The 23,272-nt window shown below is 62.5% G+C and carries 23 protein-coding genes and 1 other RNA gene; 8 read left to right on the top strand and 16 right to left on the bottom strand.

All coding sequences use genetic code 11. From position 1 onward, the window contains the following. The first annotated feature begins 44 nt into the window (after positions 1–44). From ACTJKE_RS09200 to ACTJKE_RS09190, 3 genes are read left to right on the top strand one after another with little or no spacing between them, the layout of a single operon-like run. Positions 45–1,265, top strand: a complete 1,221-nt coding sequence (locus ACTJKE_RS09200) for an NAD-dependent epimerase/dehydratase family protein (RefSeq protein ID WP_058321039.1) — start codon at positions 45–47, stop codon at positions 1,263–1,265. Next, a complete protein-coding gene (locus ACTJKE_RS09195; RefSeq protein WP_057254689.1) occupies positions 1,262–2,122 on the top strand; it encodes a glycosyltransferase in 861 nt (286 codons plus the stop codon). Before ACTJKE_RS09200 ends, ACTJKE_RS09195 begins: the two co-directional genes overlap by 4 nt. Beyond that, positions 2,119–3,021, top strand: coding sequence for an NAD-dependent epimerase/dehydratase family protein (locus tag ACTJKE_RS09190; protein ID WP_057254688.1), 903 nt, complete (start codon positions 2,119–2,121; stop codon positions 3,019–3,021). The genes ACTJKE_RS09195 and ACTJKE_RS09190 overlap by 4 nt, the downstream gene beginning before the upstream one ends. Positions 3,022–3,042: 21 nt before the next feature. Here ACTJKE_RS09190 and ACTJKE_RS09185 read toward each other — a convergent pair whose 3' ends face one another. The 4 genes from ACTJKE_RS09185 to ruvC all read right to left on the bottom strand — a co-directional run bounded on the left by ACTJKE_RS09185 (position 3,043) and on the right by ruvC (position 6,331). Further along, the gene (locus tag ACTJKE_RS09185; protein WP_057254687.1) at positions 3,043–3,945 is read right to left on the bottom strand and encodes a metallophosphoesterase; all 903 of its coding nucleotides are present in this window, start codon (positions 3,943–3,945) and stop codon (positions 3,043–3,045) included. Continuing rightward, a complete protein-coding gene (ruvB, locus tag ACTJKE_RS09180) occupies positions 3,946–4,986 on the bottom strand; it encodes a Holliday junction branch migration DNA helicase RuvB (protein WP_057254686.1) in 1,041 nt (346 codons plus the stop codon). It lies immediately after the preceding gene. Positions 4,987–5,081: 95 nt separating this feature from the next. Further along, positions 5,082–5,699 (bottom strand): Holliday junction branch migration protein RuvA, encoded by a 618-nt coding sequence (gene ruvA, locus ACTJKE_RS09175; protein ID WP_058325889.1) that lies wholly within the window; start codon positions 5,697–5,699, stop codon positions 5,082–5,084. Between the two features lie 119 nt (positions 5,700–5,818). Next, positions 5,819–6,331 carry a crossover junction endodeoxyribonuclease RuvC gene (ruvC, locus tag ACTJKE_RS09170; RefSeq protein ID WP_057254837.1) on the bottom strand — a complete coding sequence of 171 codons (513 nt, stop codon included), beginning with the start codon at positions 6,329–6,331 and terminating at the stop codon, positions 5,819–5,821. A gap of 171 nt (positions 6,332–6,502) precedes the next feature. On the opposite strand from ruvC, the gene ACTJKE_RS09165 reads away from it, so the two are divergent. Further along, positions 6,503–7,504 (top strand): LLM class flavin-dependent oxidoreductase, encoded by a 1,002-nt coding sequence (locus ACTJKE_RS09165; protein WP_057254684.1) that lies wholly within the window; start codon positions 6,503–6,505, stop codon positions 7,502–7,504. Between the two features lie 8 nt (positions 7,505–7,512). Here the strand turns inward: ACTJKE_RS09165 and ACTJKE_RS09160 are convergent, their stop codons facing one another. The 8 genes from ACTJKE_RS09160 to ACTJKE_RS09125 all read right to left on the bottom strand — a co-directional run bounded on the left by ACTJKE_RS09160 (position 7,513) and on the right by ACTJKE_RS09125 (position 17,085). Then, positions 7,513–8,142, bottom strand: a complete 630-nt coding sequence (locus ACTJKE_RS09160; RefSeq protein ID WP_058325890.1) for an HAD hydrolase-like protein — start codon at positions 8,140–8,142, stop codon at positions 7,513–7,515. Between the two features lie 71 nt (positions 8,143–8,213). After that, on the bottom strand, positions 8,214–8,960 hold the full coding sequence (locus ACTJKE_RS09155; RefSeq protein WP_057254682.1) for a YebC/PmpR family DNA-binding transcriptional regulator: 747 nt from the start codon (positions 8,958–8,960) through the stop codon (positions 8,214–8,216). 85 nt (positions 8,961–9,045) lie between these two features. Continuing rightward, positions 9,046–9,528, bottom strand: a complete 483-nt coding sequence (locus ACTJKE_RS09150; RefSeq protein WP_244495717.1) for a hypothetical protein — start codon at positions 9,526–9,528, stop codon at positions 9,046–9,048. Positions 9,529–9,545: 17 nt separating this feature from the next. After that, positions 9,546–10,379, bottom strand: a complete 834-nt coding sequence (locus tag ACTJKE_RS09145) for an MBL fold metallo-hydrolase (RefSeq protein ID WP_082616147.1) — start codon at positions 10,377–10,379, stop codon at positions 9,546–9,548. A 279-nt stretch (positions 10,380–10,658) separates the two neighbouring features. After that, entirely contained in the window at positions 10,659–13,838 is a 3,180-nt protein-coding gene (locus ACTJKE_RS09140) for an efflux RND transporter permease subunit (RefSeq protein ID WP_057254680.1), read from the bottom strand. Beyond that, complete coding sequence (locus ACTJKE_RS09135) at positions 13,835–14,989, bottom strand: efflux RND transporter periplasmic adaptor subunit (RefSeq protein ID WP_058325891.1); 1,155 nt, start codon at positions 14,987–14,989, stop codon at positions 13,835–13,837. The genes ACTJKE_RS09140 and ACTJKE_RS09135 overlap by 4 nt, the downstream gene beginning before the upstream one ends. Positions 14,990–15,474: 485 nt before the next feature. Next, a complete protein-coding gene (locus ACTJKE_RS09130) occupies positions 15,475–16,299 on the bottom strand; it encodes a TIGR00282 family metallophosphoesterase (RefSeq protein ID WP_058325892.1) in 825 nt (274 codons plus the stop codon). A 213-nt stretch (positions 16,300–16,512) separates the two neighbouring features. Further along, complete coding sequence (locus tag ACTJKE_RS09125) at positions 16,513–17,085, bottom strand: 5-formyltetrahydrofolate cyclo-ligase (RefSeq protein WP_057254677.1); 573 nt, start codon at positions 17,083–17,085, stop codon at positions 16,513–16,515. Between the two features lie 360 nt (positions 17,086–17,445). Between ACTJKE_RS09125 and ACTJKE_RS09120 the strand changes: the two genes are divergently transcribed. Then, positions 17,446–17,655: a hypothetical protein gene (locus ACTJKE_RS09120; protein ID WP_057254835.1), complete on the top strand. Its 210-nt coding sequence runs from the start codon at positions 17,446–17,448 to the stop codon at positions 17,653–17,655. A 125-nt stretch (positions 17,656–17,780) separates the two neighbouring features. On the opposite strand, the gene ACTJKE_RS09115 is transcribed toward ACTJKE_RS09120, so the two are convergent. Next, positions 17,781–17,999: a hypothetical protein gene (locus ACTJKE_RS09115; RefSeq protein ID WP_057254676.1), complete on the bottom strand. Its 219-nt coding sequence runs from the start codon at positions 17,997–17,999 to the stop codon at positions 17,781–17,783. A 112-nt stretch (positions 18,000–18,111) separates the two neighbouring features. Here ACTJKE_RS09115 and ACTJKE_RS09110 point away from each other — a divergent pair, with 112 nt between their 5' ends. Then, the gene (locus ACTJKE_RS09110; protein WP_058325933.1) at positions 18,112–18,981 is read left to right on the top strand and encodes a LysR family transcriptional regulator; all 870 of its coding nucleotides are present in this window, start codon (positions 18,112–18,114) and stop codon (positions 18,979–18,981) included. 25 nt (positions 18,982–19,006) lie between these two features. Here ACTJKE_RS09110 and ssrS read toward each other — a convergent pair. From ssrS to ACTJKE_RS09095, 3 genes are all read right to left on the bottom strand, one after another. Continuing rightward, positions 19,007–19,164: non-coding RNA, 6S RNA (gene ssrS / locus ACTJKE_RS09105), on the bottom strand. A gap of 54 nt (positions 19,165–19,218) precedes the next feature. Next, entirely contained in the window at positions 19,219–19,596 is a 378-nt protein-coding gene (locus tag ACTJKE_RS09100) for a cell division protein ZapA (RefSeq protein ID WP_057254675.1), read from the bottom strand. Between the two features lie 11 nt (positions 19,597–19,607). Continuing rightward, entirely contained in the window at positions 19,608–19,877 is a 270-nt protein-coding gene (locus ACTJKE_RS09095; RefSeq protein ID WP_057254674.1) for a DUF4164 domain-containing protein, read from the bottom strand. 339 nt (positions 19,878–20,216) lie between these two features. Between ACTJKE_RS09095 and tkt the strand changes: the two genes are divergently transcribed. Both tkt and gap read left to right on the top strand, forming a co-directional pair. Continuing rightward, a complete protein-coding gene (tkt, locus tag ACTJKE_RS09090; RefSeq protein ID WP_058321030.1) occupies positions 20,217–22,199 on the top strand; it encodes a transketolase in 1,983 nt (660 codons plus the stop codon). A gap of 59 nt (positions 22,200–22,258) precedes the next feature. Further along, positions 22,259–23,269 (top strand): type I glyceraldehyde-3-phosphate dehydrogenase, encoded by a 1,011-nt coding sequence (gene gap, locus ACTJKE_RS09085; protein ID WP_058321029.1) that lies wholly within the window; start codon positions 22,259–22,261, stop codon positions 23,267–23,269. The last annotated feature ends 3 nt before the right edge of the window (positions 23,270–23,272 follow it).

Genomic DNA, 23,272 nt, shown 5'->3' with positions numbered 1-23,272 from the left:
CCTATCACGTGACGGACTTCCTTCCCTCGATCAGGAGAACGTGCATGAAGATTGCGATTCTCGGTGGCGACGGTTTCGTCGGCTGGCCTACGGCTCTTCACCTGTCCGATACGGGCCACGACGTCCATATCCTCGACAATCTCTCCCGCCGCTGGATCGATACGGAACTCGGCGTACAATCGCTGACGCCGATGGATTCGATCCAGGAACGTACCCGCATCTGGCATGCAGAAACCGGCCGGCGCATCCATTTCAATCTCATCGATCTTGCCCGCGATTACGAACTCCTCAAGAATTGGCTCGCCGAGCATCGCCCTGATGCGATCGTGCATTTCGCCGAGCAGCGTGCCGCGCCCTATTCGATGAAGAGCGACCGCCACAAGAACTACACGGTCAACAACAACGTCAACGCCACGCACAATCTCCTGAACGCGCTGGTCGAACTCGGGCTCGACGCCCATCTCGTGCATCTCGGCACCATGGGCGTCTATGGCTATTCGACCATTGGTGCTGCGATCCCCGAAGGCTATCTGCCTGTCGGTATCGAAACGATGGGCGGCGAGACCGTCAGCCAGGAAATTCTCTATCCGTCCAATCCCGGCTCGATCTACCACATGACCAAGTGCCTGGATCAGTTGCTCTTCCAGTTCTACGCCAAGAACGACGGCCTCAGGATTACCGACCTGCACCAGGGCATCGTCTGGGGCACCCATACCGAGCAGACGCGCCGCCACGCCCAGCTCATCAACCGCTTCGACTATGACGGCGACTATGGCACCGTCTTGAACCGTTTCCTCATTCAGGCGGCGATCGGATATCCGCTGACGGTACATGGCACCGGCGGCCAGACGCGCGCCTTCATCCACATCCAGGATTCTGTCCGCTGCATCGAGCTGGCGCTGAAGAACCCGCCCGCCCGCGGCAGCCGCGTCGAGATATTCAACCAGATGACCGAGACCCACCGGGTGCGCGACCTCGCCGAGATGATCGCAGCGATTTCAGGATCGCAGATCGCCTGGCTGCCGAACCCGCGCAAGGAAGCGGCCGAGAACGAACTCGTCGTGCACAATGAGAAGTTCTTAGGCCTCGGCCTCAACCCGACGCGGCTGCAGGACGGGCTGCTGTCGGAAATCGTCGATGTCGCGAAGAAATTCGCCTATCGTGTCGATAGAACGCGCGTGCCTGCCGTCTCCGCCTGGACCAAGGACATCGCGCCGCTGATCAACCACGACCCAGAGGGCAAGCGGCTGAAATCCGTTTCATGACATCAAACGACCCTTCGGAGGGGCTGCGCCCCTCCTCGCCACCCTTGGCCGATCATGCCTTCGTGACGCTCGTCACTAATGCCGACTATGCGCTCGGTGCCCGCGCGCTCGCACGCTCCATCCGGCTCACGAGCACCAAGGCGGATATCGTCGTGCTCCATACGGGCGGCGTAGCGCTCGAAGCACTGGCGCCGCTGGCCGAGTTCGGCTGTCGCCTGATCGAGACCGATCTCTTGCCGCTTTCCGATGCCTTCAACGAGCGTCATCAGCGCCGGAACGTGCATGAGAAGGCACCCTTCACCAAGGGCCGCAAACCGGCCTTCCACTCGCCGCTCGACAACTTCTGCAAGCTCAGGCTCTGGCAATTAACCGAATACTGCCGCTGCGTCTTCATTGATGCCGACGCGGTTGTGCTCCGCAACATCGACCGGCTGTTTGCCTATCCGGAATTCTCCGCGGCCCCGAATGTCTATGAAAGCCTCGCCGACTTTCACCGGCTGAATTCCGGCGTCTTCGTCGCCGAACCGTCGTTGGCGACATTCGACAGGATGCTCGACCGGCTCGACGCACCCGATGCCTTCTGGCCACGCACCGACCAGACCTTCCTACAAAGCTTCTTCCCGGATTGGCACGGCCTGCCGGTGACGATGAACATGCTGCAATATGTCTGGTTCAACATGCCCGCGCTCTGGGACTGGCGCTCGATCGGCGTGCTGCACTACCAGTATGAAAAGCCCTGGGAAAAAGACCATCCGCGTGCCGGGGCCCTGCGGCCACTGATCGACCTCTGGTTCGCCTACCTGACCGGGGACGACATTCCGGAGATCGCCTCCCTCCCCAATCCGGCGCACCGATGAGCAGGGTGCTGGTCTCCGGCGGCACCGGCTTCGTCGGCCGCTTCATCGTCGAGCATTTGATCGCCCATCGCTACGAGGTGATCGTTAGCGGCCGCCATCCCCCCGATAACAGCTTTTTCTCGCGCAACCTCCCCTTCGTTCCGCTCGTCCTCGATCTGGATCGCGATCAGTCCGCCGCGTTCGATGGCATTGACGGCTTTGTTCATGCCGCCTTCGACCATGTCGAGGGCAAATATCGCGGCGGTGAAGGCGATGATCCGGAGGGCTTTCGCCGTGCGAACATCGATGGCTCGATCCGCCTGTTCGAGACCGCTCGCGCTGCCGGCGTCAAACGCTGCGTCTTCCTGTCGAGCCGCGCCGTCTACGGCAGCAGGCGCCCAGGCCCCATCGACGAGACATTCGCACCCGATCCGGACACGCTCTATGGCGCGGTGAAGGTCGCCGTGGAAGATCACCTACGCCTGCTTGCGACCGAGGATTTCAGCGTGGCAAGCCTGCGCGTCACCGGCGTTTACGGCGCGGCCGCTCCTGGCAGGCAGCACAAATGGGCCGAGCTGTTTGCGAACTATCTTGATGGAAAACCGATCCAGCCTCGGATCGGCACCGAAGTTCACGGCGACGACGTCGGCGCCGCAGTACGGCTCATGCTGGAAGCGGATAGCGACACCGTGCGCGGTGAGGTCTTCAACGTTTCGGACCTGCTGCTCGATGTCAGGCAAATCCTGTCGGTGGTGCAGACGCTGACCGGGTCTCGGCACCCATTGCCGGAGGCCGCTTCAGCGGATGGCTATCTCGTCATGTCGACCGAAAAGTTGCGCCGGCTTGGCTGGCAACCCGGCGGATCCGAGCTGTTGGCGACGACGATCAGGGAGTTGGTCACAGACAGCAAGTCGGCGTAAAACCCCCGACGCCTGACCGGGCTAACCGAGGTCGATGACGACGATCTCCGGCGGCACGCCGAAACGGACCGGTGCAAGCGAGCAGCCGAGACCGCCGGAGACGATCAGGTTGCGGTCGTCCTCGACCATGTGCCCATAGGCATAGCGATCGCCGAAACGCGAAGGCACCACGGGCGCGAAGCCGAGAAGCCGCACCTGCCCGCCATGGGTATGACCCGACAGTGTCAATGCGACCCGTGGGGGAACGCTCGGGAAGATGTCCGGCTCATGTGCCAGCAGAACGACCGGATCACCGTCATTCACCTGTGCGAGCGTGCCGTCGAGATCGTCGAGACCCGCCATGCGCTGGCGCTGCCACTTCTTGCCCGGCACCAATGCAAGCTGGTCTTCGAGACCGGCGATCCAGAAGCCCTGCCCGTCCTTTTCCAGCCGGATTGCCCGGTTGCTGTAAACGTTGATGCCGACATCCTGCAGCGCCTTGTGCCCGAAGGTCGGACCGCCGCCATTTTTCTGCGCGGTCTTGTCCTCCCACCAGTCGTGATTGCCCATGACGGCATGCACGCCGAGCGGCGCCGAGAGGGTCGCAAGCGCCTTCGCCCATTCGCTGGAATGCACGTAGCGGGTCACGAAGTTCATGCCGGCCGCATAATCGCCGAGCAGCACCGTCACGTCGCCGCCCAGCGCGTTGGCCTGACGGCAGATCGAAGCGATGCGACCTGCCGGCATCCAGGGCTCGCAGGCATGGATATCGGCGAGCGCGACGACGCGCAGCTTCAACCCGGGCGTCCAGCCGGGCGGCGTCAGGGTGTAGCGGGTCACGTTCAGCCGGGCCAACGGCTCGACGGCGAAGGCGTAACCGCCGAGCGCCGCCATGCTGGCGATACCGCCGCCGATCACTTTCAATAATCCGCGGCGGGTAATCATCTATTCGTCCTCGAGTGTCAGCCGGAACTGCGTCGCCTCGACCTCTTTCGGCGGGTTGAGGCCGATATGTTTCCAGGCATTTGCGGTCAAGATACGACCGCGCGGCGTACGCTGTATGAAGCCCTGCTGGATCAGGTAGGGCTCGATGATGTCTTCGATCGCATCACGCGGTTCCGAGAGACCGGCGGCGATGGTTTCGATGCCGACAGGCCCGCCGGCGAAATTCTGTGCGATCATGAAGAGATAGCGGCGGTCGAGCTGGTCGAGCCCCATATTGTCGACCAGCAGCCGCGTCAGCGCCTCGTCGGCGATCTTCCTGGTCACGGCTTCGGCGCGCGCCACTTCGGCGAAATCGCGCACCCGCCGCAACAGCCGGCCGGCAATACGCGGCGTACCGCGGGCGCGGCGGGCGATCTCGCGCGCGCCATCGTCTGTCATGCCGAGGCCCATCAGCCGGGAACCTCGGCGCACGATCGATTCCAGTTCCTCGACCGTGTAGAAGTTGAGACGCACGGGAATGCCGAAACGGTCACGCAGCGGCGTGGTCAAGAGGCCGAGGCGGGTCGTCGCCGCGACCAGCGTGAACTTCGACAGATCGATCTTTACCGAGCGCGCCGCCGGGCCTTCCCCGATGATCAGGTCGAGCTGGAAATCTTCCATCGCCGGATAGAGAATTTCCTCGACCGCCGGATTGAGCCGATGGATCTCGTCGATGAAGAGCACGTCGCGCTCTTCGAGATTGGTAAGCAAGGCCGCAAGGTCGCCAGCCTTGGCGATAACCGGACCGGAGGTCGAGCGGAAGTTGACACCAAGTTCCTTGGCCATGATCTGCGCAAGTGTCGTCTTGCCGAGGCCGGGCGGGCCAACGAACAGCACGTGGTCCAGCGCCTCGCCACGGTTCTTGGCCGCTTCGATGAAAATCTTCAGGTTGGCGCGCGCCTCGGCCTGGCCGGTGAATTCGTCCAGCGACTGCGGGCGCATCGTCGCATCGAGATCTTCACCGCGCTTTTCCGGCGTTATCAGACGTGCCGCGTCAGTCATGCATTCGTTCCAATTGGTCGGTCGTCATGGCGCAGGTACCCACCTGCGCCCGGCCCTCTTCCGTTCTGCCTTGAGCGCCCCGCCAAGGCAAGCGATCATCGCGCCAGTTCCTTGAGGCCGAGGCGAATGAGCTTGGCACTGTCGCCCCCCTCACCGCCATTCTTCAGCGCGGCGGCCACCGCATTGGCCGCCTGGTCGCGTGAATAGCCGAGATTGGTCAACGCAGAAACGGCATCCGATACCGGCGCGGACGCAACGCCTTCGCCGAGTTCCTGCTTGAGGCCGATCGATGCCGCCATCTCGCCGGCAAAGGACGGCGCCTTGTTCTTGAGCTCGGTGACGATACGAACCGCAACCTTGGGCCCGACGCCCGGCGCACGCGAGACCGAGGTCTTGTCCTGCAACGCAATTGCATTTGCCAGTTCGCCCGGCGTCAAGGTCGAAAGTACCGCGAGTGCCACTTTCGAGCCGACGCCCTGCACGCTTTGCAGGAGGCGGAACCATTCCCGCTCCAGCGCAGTCAGAAAGCCGAAGAGCTTCAACTGGTCCTCGCGCACATAGGTCTCGATGAAGAGCATCGCCGCCTCGCCGGCCGATCCGAGCTTGGACAGCGTGCGCGCCGAACAAAAGGCGACATAGCCGACGCCATGCACGTCGAGCACGACATGATCCTCGCCGATCTCGTCGATGGTACCCTTCAATTTGCCGATCATATGGCGTCTCTCGCGGTGGGCTGGGATGGTCGCTCAGACCATCGGAAAATTTCTTGTCTACAGTGCCGCGCGTCTACAAGACTCGCTAAGGTCGCTTTAACACTTTAGATCTGCTGCAACTACGCCATCAATGCGGCGAGCCGGCTTGTCACCGATTGGCGGTTGTGAGCATGACAAATGGCGATGGCCAATGCGTCCGCCGCATCGTTGCCCTTGAATTCGACCTTCGGCATCAGAACCTTGATCATCATGTGGATCTGCTGCTTCTCGCCGTGGCCGACGCCGATCACAGCCTTCTTGACCGCGTTCGGTGCATATTCGGCGACCCTGAGGCCCGCGCGCGCCGGCACAAGCATCGCAATGCCACGCGCCTGGCCGAGTTTCAGCGTCGCGGTTGCATCCTTGTTGACGAAGGTCTGTTCGACCGCCGCCTCGTGCGGCTGGTAGCTGTGCACCACCTCGGCAAGCCCGTCGTGCAGCTGGCAGAGTCGCGAGGCGAGATCCATCTCGCCATCGGAGGTCACCGTGCCGGAGGCCACGAAGCGCAGCGAGTTGCCGAGCGTCTCGATGATGCCCCAGCCGGTACGGCGGAGGCCCGGATCGATGCCGATGATGCGAATCGTGTTCTGCATGAAATTCACCCTATGATGCTCGCCCGGACGCTGCCAGCAAAAAGTGAACAAAACAAAAACATACGCACAGGTGAGACGGGCTTCAGGATTTCTTCGCCACTGCCCTTGGATTGAGGAAAATTGAGCTTACATAGCCTTTCATCAATTTCCCTCAATAAAGGGCTCCATGCCATGGCGACTTTCTCCGTCCTCGATCTTTCCCCGATCACGCAAGGAGGCAGCATCGCCCAATCACTCGAAAACTCGCGCCGTCTGGCCCAGGCTGCCGAGGAAAACGGCTACCAGCGCTTCTGGCTCGCTGAGCATCACGGCATGAAAGGCATTGCCAGTGCGGCGACCTCGCTGGTGATCTCGCATGTGGCCGCAGCCACGAAGACGATCCGCGTCGGCTCCGGCGGCATCATGCTGCCTAACCATTCGCCGCTGGTGATCGCAGAACAGTTCGGCACGCTGGCCGCACTCTATCCCGGCCGCATCGACCTCGGCCTCGGCCGCGCACCCGGCACCGACATGCGCACCGCCCAGGCGCTGCGGCGCAACATGGAAGCAAGCGGCAACAACTTCCCGAACGACGTCGTGGAACTGCAGGCCCTGCTCGGCCCTGTCGCAGAGGATCAGAAGATCATCGCCGTTCCGGGCGCCGATACCAACGTGCCGATCTGGCTGTTGGGCTCAAGCCATTTCAGCGCTCACCTCGCCGGCATGCTCGGCCTTCCCTTCGCCTTCGCATCGCATTTCGCGCCAGACATGCTGCTTTCGGCGCTGGAGATCTATCGCGAGCGCTTCACGCCGTCCGAGACGCTCGACAAGCCGCATGTCATGGTCGGTGTCATGGGCGTCGCCGCCGATACGGACGAAGAGGCCAACTATCTCTTCACCTCGATGCAGCAATCCTTCGTGGCGCTGCGGCGCAATGCGCGCGGACAGTTCCCGCCGCCGGTTCAATCGATGGATGGGCTCTGGAGCTATGACGAAAAGATCTTCGTCGACCATTCGATGATGTATGCCGTCGTCGGCGGGCCCGAGACGATCCGCCGGAAAATCGGAACCTTCCTCGATCAGACGAAGGCCGATGAACTGATCATTTCCATGCCGATCTTCGACATGGAGGCGCGCCTGCATTCGCTTCGCCTCTTCGCCGACGCGCAGAAGGAACTCGTCAAGGCCGCATGAAGCCGCAATCAGATCGCTCCGAAGGCCGGGGCGATTTCGTCCATGCGTGAAAAGAACCGGTCCGGTCCGAGCCCCTGCAGAAAGTCCGGATCGGCATAGCCCCAAGAAACGGCGCCAGCCGCCACGCCAACCTTGCGCGCAGCCTCGATGTCGCGCGCCTCGTCGCCGATCGCCAGCACGCGCGCCGGATCAAGACCGGAGTGACGGATCGCCCGCTTGAAGTGCTGCGCCTTGCCGAAAAGCGCCGCGCCACACTCATAGAGATCGACGGTCGCCGCCACGTCGCCGAGCGCGGCGCGAATGCCCTCCTCCGCGTTCGAACTGACAATCGCAATGCCGATGCCTGCCGCCTTCAATCGCAAAAGCAGATCGGCCGCACCTGGAAACAGCCGCACGGACGCGGCCTCGGACGCCATGGCCCGGCGCATGAAGCCGGCAATCTGCGGCAGCTTCCACATTGGCACGCCGAGATGCGCGATGATCTCGCGATTGCCCATCGTCCTCAGTGACTGGAATTCCTCGACGGAAAGCTCGCGGAAGCCGTAGCGCCGTGCAGCACTGTTGCACGCGGCCATGAAGCTCGCCGCCGTGTCGGCAAGCGTGCCATCGAAATCGAAGATCGCGAAGTCATAGGTCATCGGGCCATCCAAAGAAAAACCCGTGCCCTTTCGGACACGGGTGCATATTCCGGTAACGATAGGCCGTCCGATCAGGCCGACAGCTTCGCCAGGATCTCGTCCGACACTTCGAAGTTCGAATAGACGTTCTGGACGTCGTCGTCGTCTTCGAGCGTGTCGATGAGCTTCATCAGCGACTGCGCCTTTTCTTCATCGACCGGCACGGTGTTCTGCGCCTTCCAGATCGCATTGACAGTCTCGGCTTCGCCGAGCGTGTCTTCGAGCGCCTTGGAAACGTCGCCGATCGCTTCGAAACCGCAGATGATGGTGTGGCCGTCCTCGTCGGTGGTCACGTCGTCGGCACCGGCCTCGATCGCCGCTTCCATCACCTTGTCGGCGTCACCGGCGGAGAGCTTGTAGGTGATTTCGCCGACACGATCGAAGGAGAACGAAACCGAACCGGTTTCGCCAAGCGCGCCGCCGGCCTTGGTGAAGGTCGAGCGCACGTTGGAGGCGGTACGGTTGCGGTTGTCGGTCAGCGCCTCGACGATAACGGCAACGCCGCCCGGGCCGTAGCCCTCGTAGCGGACTTCTTCGTAGTTTTCCGCGTCGCCGCCGGAGGCCTTCTTGATCGCCCGTTCGATGTTGTCCTTCGGCATCGACTGTGCCTTGGCGTTCTGGATCGCCAGACGCAGACGCGCGTTCATGGCCGGATCGGCCATGCCGGACTTGGCGGCAACCGTGATTTCGCGCGCGAGCTTGGAAAACATTTTCGAGCGCACCGCATCCTGACGGCCCTTGCGGTGCATGATGTTCTTGAACTGTGAATGGCCAGCCATGGCACCCTCTGCATGCATGAATTTGAATGGAATGGGGCGCCTTATAGTTTTATTGCTGCTTTCCGTCCAGCCGGGGCGCGGCTTTTCAGTCGGCAGAGACCTGCGCACGGCTGAGCAGAAAGCTGTGTCCGTCGTCGCGGCGACAGGAAAGGCCGGTGCGTTCGGAAGCACACGCGAACGGCCCCCGTGACCAGCTTTGCCCATAGTCGAGCACCTGAGCTGCCGAGCAGCAGCTCGGATCGCCAACGGCGTGATTGAGTGTGGCGGCCCCTGCACGGCCGAGCGTGGCGCGCACATAGCGCGGCGCGACGATATCGCAGGCAAGCTCAGGCCCACCGTCCTGAGGCTGGTACACCGCGGTGCCGCCGGCCGGCGTGTAGACGCAGCCGATATTGCCCGACGGCATCATGAACATCTCCTGTTCGCCCACGGGCTGTGCTGCCGTCTCGGGTAGACTTTGCTGCTGTTGTCCTTCGGGAGAGGGCATGCGCGGTGGCGGTGCGCCGCCCGCCGCGGCAAGGGTCGAAAGGGAGAGAAAAATCGAAACGCCGACCACAAGCAACTTCATTGGGCGATCCTGAGTGTTCAGACGCCCTTGAGAATATAAATCAATGGTTTGCTTGGCAAGGAACGCAACGATACTTTGATGCTGGCGCTGTCAGCGAAGCGTTTGTCGTAGTCGTCGCCAAACATGTCCAGAAAGGCGTCGATCGGCGGGCCACGGCGGTGCATCGGCAGGATCAGCGAGGCGCGCAGCCGGCTGACCACCCGGCTCATGCTCTCGGCACCCATGGTCAGGCCGCCATCGACAGGCACCATGAGCACATCGAGCCGGCCGATCTGGCGGTAGTGGCTGTCGTCGAGCTCGTGATGAAGATGGCCGAGGTGACCAATGCAAAGATCCGCTACCTCGAAGATGAAGATCGAGTTGCCATCGTGCTCCATTGCGCCACCCGCACGGATATCCGTCGTGACGTTACGGATATAGGTGTCGCCCACCACGAGGTCGTGACGGGCGGGTACGCCGTTCTCGCCCCAGCCATGCAGCACATTCTTGATCGCCGGGTCAGGCGCCAGCGTATAGTGGCTCGAATGCGCCTTGTTCATCGTCGCGACCGTCGGAGGCGACGAGGGCGCGAACCAGCCATTGTAATCGGTCGCGATCGACACGCCGTCTGGCGTCTCGATCAGAAAGGTGGAATGGCCGAGATAGGTGATCGTTACCTCACCGACCACGGCCTTTCCCTTGGTGGCAGCAACGGGCGTGAAGCTGGCGAAGGTCGCCTGCGGTATGGCTTCTGCAATCGCCTGGCACTGACTGACATGGCGGGGTGGTTGCTGCGCATGCGCGACCGACGGCCAGAACGCGTGAATGAGCCAGATGGCGGCGAACGTGTAGACAAGGTACCGGAGCATCAGCCTTCACCTCTCTCACTTGCTTTTCTGACCTCGGGCCCGAAGGGCACGTGGCAGATAGCCGTTGCACAGCGAATGGAAGCCTTTGCCTTCGCTCGGCCTGATGATGGCGTCACGGGCAGGGAGAGAATTGTTCAAGGGCCTGTCTGCGTCCAGTTACAAACGGCTGCCCGTGCTCACATTTGCGTCACCGCCCTCGGCAGGAACAAGGAAACCTGACTCGTCCAACGACAACGCCCCGGCATTGCTGCCGGGGCGTTGCAACCTTGCGATTGCGTCCCGCTACTCTGCTGGATGGGGCGCCGGTTCGGTCATCGTCGCCGGCTTGCGCCGCCGGAAGGACCTGAGCGCGACGTAAAAAACCGGCGTCAGGAACAGGCCGAGGAAGGTCACGCCGAGCATTCCCGAGAACACCGCGGTGCCGAGCGACTGGCGCATTTCCGCGCCGGGACCGGTGGCGATCATCAGAGGCACCACGCCGAGGATGAAGGCAAAGGCCGTCATCAGGATGGGCCTGAGGCGGAGTTGGCTCGCCTCCACCGCCGCCTCGATCGGGGTCTTGCCCTCGTCCTCACCTTGGCGTGCGAACTCGACGATCAGGATCGCGTTCTTGGCCGCAAGGCCGATCAGAACGATCAACCCGATCTGCGTCAGCACGTTGTTGTCGAGACCGCGGATGGACACGCCGACCAGCGCCGAGAGCACGCCAAGCGGCACGATCAGGATAATCGCCAGCGGCAGCACCCAGCTTTCGTACTGGGCCGCCAGCGCCAGGAACACGAAGACCACCGACAGTGCGAAGATGAACACCGCGGTGTTGCCCGTCTGGCGTTCCTGGAAAGCGAGTTCCGTCCACTCAAAGGTCGTGCCCTGCGGCAGGATCTGGGCGGCGAGCGCCTCCATCTTGTCGAGGGCTGTGCCGGTCGAGACGCCCGGCGCAGGGTTGCCCTGCACCGGAACCGATACGTACATGTTGTAACGCTGCACGAGCGTCGGACCGGCGGTGTCGCGGATCTCGACGAGCGTGCCCATCGGCACCAGCGCACCGGTCGCGGAGCGAACCTTCAGCGCCAGAATATCGTCGCGCTCGATACGGTACTGCTGATCGGCCTGCGCCCGCACCTGGTAGACACGACCGAAGGCGTTGAAGTCGTTGACGTAGGAGGTGCCGAGGTTGATCGACAGCGCCTCGAAGATGTTGGGGATCGGCACGTTGAGCGTGCGCGCCTTGTCGCGGTCGATCGCCAGGAAGTATTGCGGGCTGGAGGCTGAGAAGGTGGTGAAGACCCCGGTCAGCCCTTCCGTCTGGTTGGCCGTACCCATCATCTGATAGGCAAGCCCCAGCGCGCGCCGCATGTCGGCGCCCTGCCGATCCATGATCTGCATCTTGAAGCCGCCGGAGTTGCCGATGCCGCGCACCGACGGTGGCGGTACGGCAATGATAAAGGCTTCCTGGATGCTCTGCAGGCTGCCATAGAGCTGGCCGATGATCTGGTTGGCACTCTGGCCGTGCTTCAACCGTTCTTCGAAACTCTCGAAGGGGGCGAAGACCACGCCCGAATTGGACGCGTTGGTGAACGTCGCACCGTTGAAGCCGGCAAAGGCGACGGCACTCTTCACTCCAGGGACGTCCTGGATGATCTTCGACGCCCGCTTGACCACCGCATCGGTGCGGTCGAGCGAGGCACCGTCTGGAAGCTGGATGACGACGATTGCGTAACCCTGGTCCATGGTCGGCACGAAGCCGCTCGGCACGATCTGTGCCATGTACCATGTGGCCCCGAGCAGGCCCACAAAGACGAGGAGCGCCGCGGCCACTGCCGTCTTCGTCGACACCAGTTTGCGCACGATCCAGGCATAGCCTTCGGCCATGCGGTCGAAACCGTTGTTGAAGCCGTTGGCCAGTGCCCGGCCGAAGCGCGTCAGCGGGTTGCGGCTCTCGTGATGGCCGTTTTCGTGCGGCTTCAAGAGGATCGCCGCCAGTGCCGGCGACAGCGTCAGCGAATTGAAGGCAGAGATCACTGTCGCCACCGAGATCGTCACGGCGAACTGCAGATAGAACTGGCCGGCGATGCCGGGGATGAAGGCCGTGGGCACGAAGACGGCGGTCAACACCAGCGAGATCGCGATAACAGCGGCACCCACTTCGTCCATGGTCACATGCGAGGCTTCGCGCGGGGTCATGCCGCGCGCGAGGTTTCGCTCGACGTTCTCGACGACCACGATCGCATCGTCGACGACGATACCGATCGCCAGCACCAGGCCGAACAGCGTCAGCATGTTCAGCGAGAAGCCGAAGGCGTAGAGGAAGGCGAAGGTGCCGACCAGCGACACGGGGATGGCGACGATCGGGATGATCGCCGTGCGCCAGGACTGCAGGAAGACGAGAACGACGATGGCGACGAGCAACGCCGCTTCGCCGATCGTCTTGTAGACCTCGTTGATCGATTCCGAAATGAACTCGGTCGGATTGTAGACGATCCGGTATTCGAGCCCTTCCGGGAAATCACGCGCGACGTCGGTCATCACCTTCTGGATCTGCTCGGCAGCGTCGAGCGCATTGGTGCCCGGCCGCGAGAAGATGCCGAGCGCCACCGCCGGGCTGCCGTCGAGATAGCTGTTGTTGACGTATTCGCGGGCACCGAGCTCGACGCGGGCGACATCCTGCAACTGCACGAGGCGACCGGTTTCCGTCGCCTTGACGATGACGTAGCGAAACTGCCGCGCATCGCTGAAGCGACCGTCGGTGGTGACGGTGTACTGGAAGGCGCTGTCGCCCGGCGCCGGCGGACCGCCGATCGAACCGCCGGAGACCTGCACGTTCTGCTCGCGCAACGCTTGCACCACGTCACCGGCCGTCATGCCATAGGCGGACAGTTTTTCCGGATCGAGCCAGACACGCAGCGCATATTCGCGCTCGCCGAACAGGATGACGTCGCCGACGCCGTCGAGCCGCACCAACAGATCGCGGATGCGCGTGCGGGCATAGTTCGAGACGTAGAGCTGGTCATAACGTTCGGTCGGCGAGAGCAGATGCACGACCATCATCAGGTCGGGCGAGCTCTTGGCCGTGGTGATGCCGATGCGTCGGACCTCTTCCGGCAGGCGCGGTTCGGCGATCGACACGCGGTTCTGCACCAGCACCTGTGCCTGGTCGAGATCGGTGCCGAGCTTGAAGGTAATCGTCAGCGCCATCGAGCCGTCAGCGGTTGAATAGGAGGACATGTAGAGCATGTTCTCGACGCCGTTGATTTCCTGTTCGAGCGGCGTCGCCACGGTGTTGGCGACCGTATTGGCGTCGGCGCCGGGATAGGCCGCCCGCACGACAATGGTCGGCGGCGCGATTTCCGGGTACTGCGCCACCGGAAGCTGGAAATAGGCAATGCTGCCGACGATCAAAAGGACGATCGAAAGCACCGACGCGAAGATCGGTCGATCGACGAAGAAGTGAGCGAACCTCATTGCGTCGTCCCCGCCGCTTGCGCCTCAGGGGGAAGCTGAATCATCTCGGGCTTTACCTTGCTGCCGGGGCGCGCCCGCATCAGGCCGTTGACGACAATGGTCTCGTCGCCCGTCATGCCGCTGCGGATGACCCGATAGCCATGCAGTTTCGGTCCGAGCCGCACGGGCTTGGTCACCACCGATCCATCGGCTGTCACCTCATAGACGATCCGCTCGTTCTGGTCGGCGCCGATCGCCTCATCCGGAATGAGCACGGCCTTGTAGGTGTTCGAGCCTTCGATCTGCACACGGCCGAAGAGACCAGGCTGCAGCACCAGCTTCGGGTTGTCGAGACGGGCGCGCACGCGCATGGTGCCGCTCTGCGGGTCCACACGGTTTTCGGCGAAGTCGAGCTTGCCCTTGAACGGTTCCTCCTGCGAGTCGGCGATTGTGACGAGTACCTCGAGCGCACCGCCGCCTTCCTGCAACGCACTGCCGCGTTCGCGCGCGACCCGCGCATAGGACAAGAGCCGCCGTTCGTCGACGTCGAAGTAGAAGTCGATCGGATCGAGCGAGACGATCGTCGTCAGGACGGTCTGGTCCGCCTGCACCAGGTTGCCCGTCGACAGCAAGCGCCGGTCGACGCGGCCGCTGAGCGGCGCGGTTATGGTCGTGTAGTCGAGGTCGAGCTTGGCGCGCTCGACCGCCGCTTCCGAACCGCGCACCAGCGCCTGCGCCGAAAGCAGCGCACGACGATGATCGTCAAGCGTCGAAACCGACAGCGTGCCGGTGCCCGTCAGCGATTGCGTGCGCTTGAACTGGGACTCGGCGAATTCCAGCGTTGAGCGCGCCGATTCCAGGGTCGACTCGGCCTGGGAGAGGGCCGTGCGGTAGGGACGCTGGTCGATGACGAAAAGCTTGTCGCCCTTCTTCACCAGGGCGCCGTCAGTGAAATTGACCTCGTCGAGATAGCCGCCGATGCGGGCGCGAACCTGCACCTCGTCGACCGGCTCGAAGCGGCCGATGAACTCGTCGCTGTCGATCACGTCACGCACGACCGGCTTGGCGACGGTCACGACAGGCAATTGCGCGTCCTGTGCTTGGGCACCGACAGAGGAAAGAAGGGAAAGAGAAGCGCCGACGATCATCGGCAAATGCCACTTAGACAACATGCACGCCCTCCGAATGCACTTTGGATGGCGGTGAGCAGCCGGACCGACCAACCACCGCAATCGCTTTGAATACTTCAGAACAGGACATGAGCGGAAAATCGCCGCATCACTCTCCCGCTCCGCACAAATACTCGGATCGGCAGCGACCCAAGAGGCAAAGTCACACAAGCAATTAAATGATACAGCGGTCCCCGCTCTGGGCCGGCGAACGCTGTTGGATCGAGATCGCCGGGCAGAGAGCGCCTGCTCCCGATTGTCCGGTGTCGGCAGCACAAGCCCGCAATTCAGGACTGCGGACGGTATTCATCACTGGAAAACACTCGAATACATCACGCCCCGGCCCGGCGTGATTTCGCGATAACCTGCCATCATTTGATGGGGTTGTCACCTTGAAAAAAATCAATTCCCGGAAGGCGATACGTGGCAGCGCGCGCTTCAACCGGAAGCGCGTTCGACAAGCAGGCGGTGCTGCTGGCTTCGTTTTTTTAGGACCAGAAATCCGGGATCGTCTCGGCCAGCCGCGGGCCGAGGCGCAGCGGCGCGATCTTTTCGGCAAGCCCGGTGCGGTCGGAGATCTCGACGCCAAGCCCGCAGATGGTCGCGGGACCGGAGGCCGCCTCGAAACGCCCCTTCGGCATCTTCGAAATGAACCGGTTGAGCGGCTCTTCCTTGTCCATGCCGAGCGAGGAATCGTAGTCGCCGCACATGCCGGCGTCGCTCATATAGGCCGTACCGCCATTGAGGATCTGGTGGTCGGCGGTCGGCACGTGCGTATGGGTGCCGACGACGAGGCTGGCCCTTCCGTCGACGAAATGGCCGAAGCACTGCTTCTCGCTGGTGGCTTCCGCATGGAAATCGAAGACAATTGCATCCGCCTGCTCGCCGAGCGGGCAGGCGTCGAGGATGGCTTCCGCCGTCTTGAAGGGATCGTCGAGCTCCGGATGCATGAAGACGCGGCCCATGACGTTGGCGACCAGCACGCGGGCGCCGTTGCGGGCGAAAAATAGGTTGGAGCCGCGGCCAGGTGTGCCGGCCGGATAGTTGGCAGGGCGCAGGAACTGATCGTGCCGTTCGCAAAAGACGACCGCTTCCTTCTGGTCCCAGACGTGATTGCCGGTCGTCACCACGTCGGCGCCGGCGTTGATCGTCTCGAGAAAGATGTCTTCGGTGATGCCGAAACCGCCGGCCGCATTCTCGCCGTTGACGACGACGAAATCGAGCTTGAGGTCACCAACCAGTCCTGGAAGCCGCTCCCAGACCGCCGTACGGCCCGTCTTGCCCACCATATCTCCCAGAAACAGAAGCCTCATGCTCGCTCAAATCCCACCAGGGCAGCCCGGCGGAAGCGCGTCAGCGGTTGTTGCGTCCGGAACTGCGTAAAACAAAGAGATAGAGCGTCTACACGATCCCGACCGCGCAGGAAACGCCTTAGATGAAATCAGCGAAAACCGCGCAACGACCTGCCGCCCCGACCTCTGCGGTCTCAAGGCTTTAGCCCACTCCACGGTCTTGGCGAAATGAACTCAGAAATGCCGAAACCCGCTCTCGGTGAGCACGGCGTCGAGCGCGACATCGTGCGGTTCGGCCGGCACGGATGTCACTTCCTGGCAGTCGAAGGCGATGCCGATCAGCTTTGGCAGGTGGCCCTTGTTGCGCAGCCGGTCGATGGCGCGGTCGTAATAGCCGGCGCCATAGCCGATCCGGTGGCCGGTCGAATCGAACGCGGAAAGCGGTACGAGCATGATATCCGGATCGAGTTCAGGTGCGTCCGGTCCCGGACCTGTCGTGCCGAATCCGGTGGCGATGACGTCAATGCCATCGAGCAATTCGCGGAAGATGATCGTCTGCTTGTCCATGATCACGGGAAGGCAGAGCCTGGCACCACGCTGCTTCAGCCGCGCCATCAGCGGCCGGATGTCGACCTCGGAGCGGATCGGCCAGAAGCCGGAGACGATGTGTCCGGGATCGAGCGCGATGACGTCGCCAGCGTGATCGGCCATGGTCAGGCTCGCTTCGATCCGCATCTCCGCCGACATTGCATCGCGCAATGCCAGCCTCTCCTTGCGCAGTGCTGCCTTCAAATCCCTCGGTGACATCGCGTCCTCTCCTGCCAACCCGCCGCCCGCCATCGTCGCCGGAGAAAATCACTTCCCGAAATGGCACAAGTTCCCCATCTCTCGCCGATTCCCGGGCCGGCCACCAGCCTGTTTACGCAATGGCATCTTTCGCCCACCCACCGGCATCGCCGCATTTGCAGCAGTTTGCGACAATCATGCCACCTCCTTCCCGGTTCGGCACAGCATTAGCTTTCCATTCATCATGGGCAAGGGTTCCGCTTTCGCGAAACATGAGCCGCGTGCAAATAAGGACACGATTTCAAATAATTAGCAGGAACTAATGCCCGTGTTCGATGTATGGACGCGCTCCTGCAGGCAGCAGTGGAAAAGCCGACGTCCATGAAGGACCAGATGAACGAACTCGACCCGTTGGAACTGCGTTGCCTGACGCTCGCCGCACGCGGCCGCACGCGCCAGGACATGGTGCGCGAGACCGACATTCCGCTCGATCGGATCGATCGGGCACTAACGGATGCCATGCGTAAGTTGCAGGCGGGCAATCTCGCCGAAGCGGTGTTTCGCGCCGCCAGGCTGGACCTCATCTCCTAGAGCATCCCGCTCTCAAGTGGAATCACTGGAGGCGGAAAGATGCTCTAGAATCAAAGTGCTAAAGCGTCTTTGTGCGTTCACCTGAACGCACGGCGCTCTAATCCCGTATCTGCCGGTAAGATCGCTCACAACAGCCAGTGCGACCGGTAGGCGATCGCCAGCTTTTCCCGCTGCATCATGTCGGCTGCCTCATGATAGATCCCCGCATCGCGCAGGAGCGCCGGCTTGCCTGATGGCACGTCCACCGGCACCTCGGGAAACAGGACGTCGCAAGACCATTGCATCGCTCGACGCCGGAGCGCGATGGAGGCTTCGGAAAACGCGAAGAGGGCAAGCACGCTCATGGAGAATGACCCTGCGCAAGATGATCGAACCAGCCAATCTTCGTCCTCGCGTTGACATCTGACAAACGAATTGCGAGCATGGCTGCTATCAGAATTTCTGATGGATACAACCATGTCCCTCCCCCTCGACAGCGAATTGCTCAGAACCTTTCTTGCGGTCGTCGACACCGGCAATGTCACACGCGCCGCCAATATTGTCGGGCGCACGCAATCCGCCGTCAGCATGCAGATCAAGAAGCTCGAGGACATGCTCGGCGACGCGCTGTTCGAGCGCCACTCGCGTGGCGTCGTGCTGACGCCGCAGGGATTGCGGCTGCTCGACAATGCCAGACGCATCGTCACGCTGCTCGACGACACGGCCACCGCGATGCGCCAGCCCGCTCTCGACGGCGCGGTCCGGATCGGCATACCCGAGGAATACATCAACTCTACCCTGCCGAAAGCGCTCGGAACCTTCGCCGCCATCCACCCCGGCGTCGAAGTGACCGTTCAGCAGGGCGCTTCGATGACCAACATCGCGGCACTGGAAGCCGGCGAGCTCGACCTCGCTGTCGTCTTTGAACCCGGCGGGCGAACGAAGAACGAAGTGCTGATGATGGACCCGACCGTCTGGGTGACCTCGGAGCAGCACCGCACCGACGAGCGGCGACCGCTGCCGATCGCCACCTATACCTATCTGGAAGGCGGCTGGTGCGACGACCTCGCCCAGCGCAATCTCAGGAAATGTCGCCTGGAAAGCCGCGTGGCCTATGTCAGCCGCACCAGCGGCGGCTTGATGGCTGCCGTGGTGTCGGGCCTTGCCATTGCGCCGCTCGCCCGCAGCAGCATTCCGGCCGGGTGCCGCGAACTGACGGCCGATGACGGCTATGAAGTGATCGACCACTCGAACGTCGTGTTGCGGGTATCGAAAGCGGGGAACGGCAAGGACCGGATCGTCGAGGCCATGGCCGACGCCATTCGCCGGGCCTTTGCCGGAGATTGAACGGCTGCCTGAAGGGGGCGAGAAGGTGCGATCCACACAACCGATGGATAGTTTACGATCCCGGGTACCTACAAAGTAGGTGGGCGCCATGTGTCCAGACCCACGAGCCCGGACAGGGACGGCTCCCTTGAGATCGAGTATGGCCCCGGGGATTGTGGTTCCTGTCGGGAAGCGCAGACCGCAGTCGATATATAAAGTGTCTCGGTGCTTCGCGCCAGAGGCTCGCCACCGAAACCTTTAGCTTGCCGGTGTCGTGGTGCGGCCGTTCAGCTTGGCGGCAATGCTGTGGATCTGGGCGGTGACTTCGCTGAGCGCAGAGGCCAGCGCCTCCTCGCTCTTCATCTGGTCGGAAAGTGCGGCATCGCGACCATCAGTCAGATTGCCGACCTCGGCCTCGAGGCTCTTCAGCCGGCGGTTGACCTCGCTGAGCTCGTCCATGACCATGATGCCGGCCATGACGGTGAGGCGCAGATCGCCGATCTCGCCAAACTGGCTCTTGAGATGTCCGACATACTGATCGAATTTCGTGGCAAGCTCGGTCAGGTGACCTTCCTGCCCTTCCTCGCAGGCCATCCGGTAGGCCTTGCCGTCGATCGATACTGTGACCTGCGCCATGTCGCTTTATCCTAGCGGTCGAGCACCGCCCGAATGGTTTCCATCGCCGTCACGAGGCGGCGGGAAACCTCGCGGTTAACCTCCTCGAGCCGGTTCGCCCGGAACTGCGACTGGTCGAGTTCCTGTGCCAGTCGCGACCGGTCGGTGTTGACACGCCGAACCTCGCCTTCGAACTCGCCGAAATCCCGTTCCCTGTCAAACCGACCGTCGATCGCATTCTCCAGGGATTGCACTGCGTTCCGCAGTTCATCGATCGCCGCTTTGACAGTCTTTGCCGGCATGTGTTCCGAATACCTCGCCCGTGAGGCCGAATCGCCCGAATCCCGTCCGCCGCTTCGGCTCGATCTTTTTTAAACCTATTACGTAAGTCTCAACAATGCCAAGCTCCGCAAACAACTACGGAAGCTGTGGATGGATTGCGTAGCCGGCTTTCTTCAACGGCAGTGCGAAAGCTCTGTTGCATTGCGAGACAAGGACCGGAACGACCTGCCGTCAAATGGCCGCGGAAGGCCCGTATTTATTGACTCGCACGGCGCACCTGCTATGTGTCAGCCGCTTCTTGCGCGGTCTTTGGAGGATAGAGACCGTTCCCTGACCACCGAACGCAAAACGGAACAGTCATGATCTCTCGCGAAAAACACGACCGGATGGCAAATGCGATCCGTTTCCTTTCCATGGATGCCGTCGAGAAGGCAAATTCCGGCCACCCAGGCCTGCCCATGGGTGCAGCCGACATAGCGACAGTCCTCTTCACGCGCTATCTGAGCTTTGACCCCAAGAACCCCTCCTGGCCGAACCGCGACCGCTTCGTGCTGTCGGCCGGCCATGGCTCGATGCTGCTCTATTCGCTGCTCTATTTGACCGGCTACGAAGACATTACCATCGACGAGATCAAGAATTTCCGCCAGCTTGGCGCCCGCACCGCCGGCCACCCGGAATACGGCCACGCCGCCGGCATCGAGACGACCACCGGTCCGCTCGGCCAGGGCCTTGCCAATTCCGTCGGCATGGCGATCGCCGAGCGCAAGCTGCGCGACGAATTCGGTTCCGACCTGATGGAGCACTATACCTATGTGCTCGCCGGTGACGGCTGCCTGATGGAAGGCATCAGCCAGGAAGCGATTTCGCTCGCCGGCCACCTGAAGCTCAACAAGCTGATCGTCTTCTGGGACGACAACAACATCTCGATCGACGGCCCGATCTCGATCGCCGACTCGACCGACCAGCACGCCCGCTTCCGCGCCTGCCACTGGAACACCATCGCCGTCGATGGCCACGATCCGGAAGCGATCGCCGCCGCGATCGATGAGGCCCAGAAGTCCGACAAGCCGACGATGATCGCCTGCAAGACGACGATCGGCTTCGGCGCACCGAACAAGGCCGGCACCCACAAGGTCCACGGCTCGCCGCTCGGCGCCGAGGAAATCGCCGCCACCCGCAAGGCGCTCGGCTGGGAAGCCGAAGCCTTCGTCGTTCCCTCCGACGTGCTCGACGCCTGGCGTCTGGCCGGCCTGCGCTCGACCAAGACGCGCAAGGAATGGGAAGAGCGCCTCGAAAAGAGCGATGCTGAGAAGAAGGCCCAGTTCGTTCGCCGCTTCTCCGGCGAGCTCGAAGGCCGTCTGTCCTCCGCCATCGACGACTACAAGAAGAAGCTTGCTGAAACCAAGCCTTCGCCGGCAACCCGCAAGGCTTCCGAAGACGCGCTCGAAGTCATCAACGGCGTTCTCGCCGAAACCATTGGCGGCTCGGCCGACCTGACCGGCTCGAACAACACCAAGACGAGCCAGACCAAGTCGATCACGCCTGACGATTTCTCCGGCCGCTACATCCACTGGGGTGTGCGCGAGCACGGCATGGCCGCTGCCATGAACGGCATGGCGCTGCATGGCGGCGTCATCCCCTATTCCGGCGGCTTCCTGATCTTCTCGGACTATTGCCGCCCGTCGATCCGGCTCGCCGCGCTGATGGGCATCCGCGTCATCCACGTGCTGACGCACGATTCCATCGGCCTCGGCGAAGACGGCCCGACCCACCAGCCGGTCGAGCACATGGCAGCACTTCGCGCCATTCCGAACCTCCTGATGTTCCGCCCGGCCGACGCCACGGAAACGGCCGAATGCTGGCAGCTGGCGCTCGAAAGCCACAACCGCCCGTCCGGCATTGCGCTCACCCGCCAGAACCTGATGGCCGTTCGCACCGAGTATGAGGAAGAAAACCTCTGCGCTCGCGGCGCCTATGACCTGATCTCGGCCGCCGACGCCAAGGTGACGATCTTCGCCACCGGCTCGGAAATCGAAATCGCCGTCAAGGCCTGCCAGGCACTGACCGCCAAGGGCATCTCGACGCGCGTCGTCTCCGTTCCCTGCTTCGAGCTCTTTGCCGAACAGAGCGAAGACTACCAGCAGGCGATCATCGGCAACTCGCCGGTCAAGATCGCCGTCGAAGCCGGCATCCGCCAGGGCTGGGACCACTTCATCGGCAGCGACGGCGCCTTCATCGGCATGTCGTCCTTCGGTGCCTCCGGTCCCTACAAGGACCTTTACAAGCACTTCGGCATCACGCCCGAGGCGGTGGTCGCCGCTGCGGAAGCCAAGCTTTCCTGATCAAGTTGCGGGGNCCCGATTTTTTCGTACTACGTCATCCAGACAGGGAGAGACCCGATATGACAGTAAAAGTCGCAATCAACGGTTTTGGCCGCATCGGCCGCAACGTGCTCCGCGCGATCGTCGAATCCGGCCGCACCGACATCGAAGTCGTTGCCATCAACGATCTCGGCCCCGTTGAAACCAACGCCCACCTGCTGCGCTATGACTCCATCCACGGTCGTTTCCCGGCCGAGGTGAAGGTCGAAGGCGATACGATCACCGTCGGCGGCCGCAAGCCGATCAAGGTCACGGCGATCAAGGATCCGGCAACGCTTCCGCACAAGGAACTCGGCGTCGACATCGCGATGGAGTGCACCGGCATCTTCACCGCCCGCGACAAGGCTGCAGCGCACCTGACCGCCGGCGCCAAGCGCGTCATCGTTTCGGCTCCGGCCGACGGCGCTGACCTGACGGTCGTCTACGGCGTCAACCATGACCAACTGACCAAGGACCACCTGGTCATCTCCAACGCATCCTGCACCACGAACTGCCTGGTTCCGGTCGTCAAGGTCCTGAACGATGCCATCGGCATCAACCACGGCTTCATGACCACGATCCACTCCTACACGAACGACCAGCCGTCGCTCGACCAGATGCACAAGGACCTCTACCGCGCCCGCGCTGCCGCTCTGTCGATGATCCCGACCTCGACCGGTGCTGCCAAGGCCGTTGGCCTGGTTCTGCCGGAACTGAAGGGCAAGCTCGACGGCACGTCGATCCGCGTTCCGACCCCGAACGTCTCGGTCGTCGACTTCAAGTTCGTCGCCAAGCGCAACACCTCGGTCGAGGAAATCACCAACGCCATCAAGGCTGCGTCGAACGGCGCGCTCAAGGGCGTTCTCGGCTACACGGAAGAGCCGCTCGTTTCGCGCGACTTCAACCATGACAGCCACTCCTCGATCTTCGCGATCGACCAGACCAAGGTCGTCGAAGGCAACTTCGTGCGTATCCTCACCTGGTACGACAACGAGTGGGGCTTCTCGAACCGCATGGCCGACACGGCGGTCGCCTTCGCCAAGCTCATCTAAGTC

Source organism: Ensifer sp. 22521 (assembly GCF_052044795.1).
In the GTDB taxonomy this organism is placed as follows: domain Bacteria; phylum Pseudomonadota; class Alphaproteobacteria; order Rhizobiales; family Rhizobiaceae; genus Ensifer.
Note: the sequence above shows the minus strand (reverse complement) of the source record. Positions and strands in the feature narration are given on the sequence as shown.